Source organism: Bradyrhizobium sp. (assembly GCF_019244115.1).
Lineage (GTDB): Bacteria > Pseudomonadota > Alphaproteobacteria > Rhizobiales > Xanthobacteraceae > Bradyrhizobium.
In genome coordinates, this window is record NZ_JAFATE010000233.1 from 1 (window position 1) to 2418 (window position 2418).

At 65.7% G+C, this 2418-nt stretch carries 3 protein-coding genes; all 3 read right to left on the reverse strand.

The annotated features are described in order from the left end of the window. Positions 1 to 160: 160 nt before the first annotated feature. Positions 161 to 1129, reverse strand: coding sequence for an ABC transporter ATP-binding protein (locus JOZ76_RS10515; RefSeq protein ID WP_291698567.1), 969 nt, complete (start codon positions 1127 to 1129; stop codon positions 161 to 163). Further along, positions 1126 to 2130, reverse strand: a complete 1005-nt coding sequence (locus JOZ76_RS10520; protein WP_291698568.1) for an ABC transporter ATP-binding protein — start codon at positions 2128 to 2130, stop codon at positions 1126 to 1128. Before JOZ76_RS10520 ends, JOZ76_RS10515 begins: the two co-directional genes overlap by 4 nt. Next, the coding region (locus tag JOZ76_RS10525) for an ABC transporter permease (RefSeq protein ID WP_291698569.1) at positions 2130 to 2418 on the reverse strand (289 nt) is incomplete at its 5' end. The genes JOZ76_RS10520 and JOZ76_RS10525, both read right to left, overlap by 1 nt.

A 2418-nucleotide genomic window follows, 5' to 3' on the forward strand; every position in this document is an offset into this window, starting at 1 on the left:
ACGCAAGCGCAGTCCATGCGCGATGGGCTGCGGCAATGAGGCTGGAGGATAAGTCGCGGCCGGGATGATGGTTCAATCACGAAAATGCCGCCGCGAGCGGCGCTCACCCTCCGGGAGAGTCAACGAGTTCGGCGGATTTGCAGCCGACGCCTGCGGCGTCTCAGCGCAGGTGGCAGGCGACCCAATGCCCGTCGGCGCTCTGCTTCAGCTTCGGGACTTCCTTGCTGCAGAGCGGTTTTGCGATCGGACAGCGCGCATGGAAATGGCAGCCGGAGGGAGGGTTGGCCGGGCTCGGCACTTCGCCAGACAGGCGGATGCGCTGGCGCTTCACCTTCGGATCGGGGATCGGCACGGCCGACAGCAGCGCCTCGGTATAGGGATGCTTTGGCGAGGCATAAAGCGCCCGGCTTTCGGCCATCTCGACGATGCGGCCGAGATACATCACGGCGACGCGCCGGCTGATGTGCTCGACCACCGAAAGATCGTGGGCGACGAACAGATAGGCGAGGCCGAATTTCTGCTGCAGATCCTCCAAGAGGTTGATGACCTGGGCCTGGATCGAGACGTCGAGCGCGGAAACCGGCTCGTCGCAGATAATCAGTTTCGGCTCGACCGCGAGCGCGCGCGCAATGCCGATGCGCTGGCGCTGGCCGCCAGAAAACTCGTGCGGAAAGCGGGTGCGGTGATCCGCCTTCAGCCCGACGGTTTCGAGCAGGCTCACGACACGGTCGTCGAACTCGCGGCCCGTCTTCGCCAGCTTGTGGATGACCAGCGCCTCGCCGATGATGGCGCCGACGCTCATGCGCGGGTTCAGCGACGCATAAGGGTCCTGGAAGATGATCTGGATATCACGGCGCAGTGCGCGCAGCGCCCCGCCGTCAAGCGCGCGCACGTTCTTGCCTTCAAAGATGATGTCGCCCGAGGTCGGCTCGATCAGCCGCAGCACGCAGCGGCCGGTGGTCGATTTGCCGCAGCCGGACTCGCCGACCAGGCCGAGCGTCTCGCTGGCGTCGATGTGGAAGTCGACGCCGTTGACCGCCTGCACGGCGCCGGTCTGCCGCTTGAGCAGGCCGGAGCGGATCGGGAACGCCTTGGTGAGGCTTTCAACCTTGAGCAGCGGCTCTCTCATGCGGCCTCTCCGGCGCGGATGCAGGCGACCTTGTGGCCTACCTCGATCTCGCGCAGCGGCGGCTGGGCGCGCGTGCACTCGTCGATCGCGAGGCGACATCGGGGAGCAAAACGACAGCCGACCGGCGGATCGATCAGTTTTGGCACGGTGCCTGCGATGGTCTCCAGTCTTTGCTTGCGCTCGGCGGCGAGGTCGATGCGTGGGATCGAGCGGATCAGGCCTTGCGTATAGGGATGCGCGGGATTGCCGAACAGGCGGTCGACCGGCGCTTCCTCAACGACCTTGCCGGCATACATCACGACCACGCGCTGCGCGACCTCGGCGACAACGCCCATGGCGTGGGTGATCAGCATGATCGACATGCCCAGGCGCGATTTCATCTCCTGCAGCAAATCGAGGATCTGCGCCTGGATGGTGACGTCGAGCGCGGTGGTCGGCTCGTCGGCGATCAACAGTTTCGGATTGCAGGACAGCGCCATCGCGATCATCACCCGCTGCCGCATGCCGCCGGAGAAGTGATGCGGATAATCGTGGACGCGGCGCTGCGGGCTCGGGATGTTGACCAGCGACAGCATCTCGACGGCGCGCGCCAGCGCCGCGCGGCGGCTGCCGCCCTGATGCAGCTGGATCACCTCGGCGAGCTGGTCGCCGACCGTGTAGACCGGGTTGAGCGAGGTCATCGGCTCCTGGAAGACGATGGCGATTTCCTTGGCGCGGACGCGGTTCATGCCGGCGGCGTCGAGCGGGACGAGATCCCTGCCCTGCCACAAAATCTTTCCGCCGACGATCCGCCCCGGCGGCATCGGGATCAGTTTCAGCACCGAGAGCGCGGTGACCGTCTTGCCGGAGCCGGATTCGCCGACCACGCACAGGGTCTCGCCGCGCGCGATGGAGAGGTCGACGCCGTCGACCGCATGCACCATGCCCTCGTCGCTGCGGAAATGAGTCTTCAGGTCCTTGATTTCGAGCAGCGGCTCGCTCGGCATCACGCGCGCGTCCATCACATCACCTTTCGCGGATCGAGCGCGTCGCGCAGACCGTCGCCGATGAAATTGATGGTGATCACAGTCAGGAAGATCGCGCCGCCCGCGAACAGCGCCCAGTGCGGCGCGATGTCGAGATAGTCCTTGGCGTCAAACAGAAGGCGGCCCCAGGTCGGAATGTCCGGCGGGAAGCCGAGCCCCAAAAACGACAGCGTCGATTCCGCAATGATCGCAGCCGCGACATCAATCGTGCCGGCAACGATCACGGGGCCGAGCGCATTGGGCAGGATGTGCCGCACCACGAGG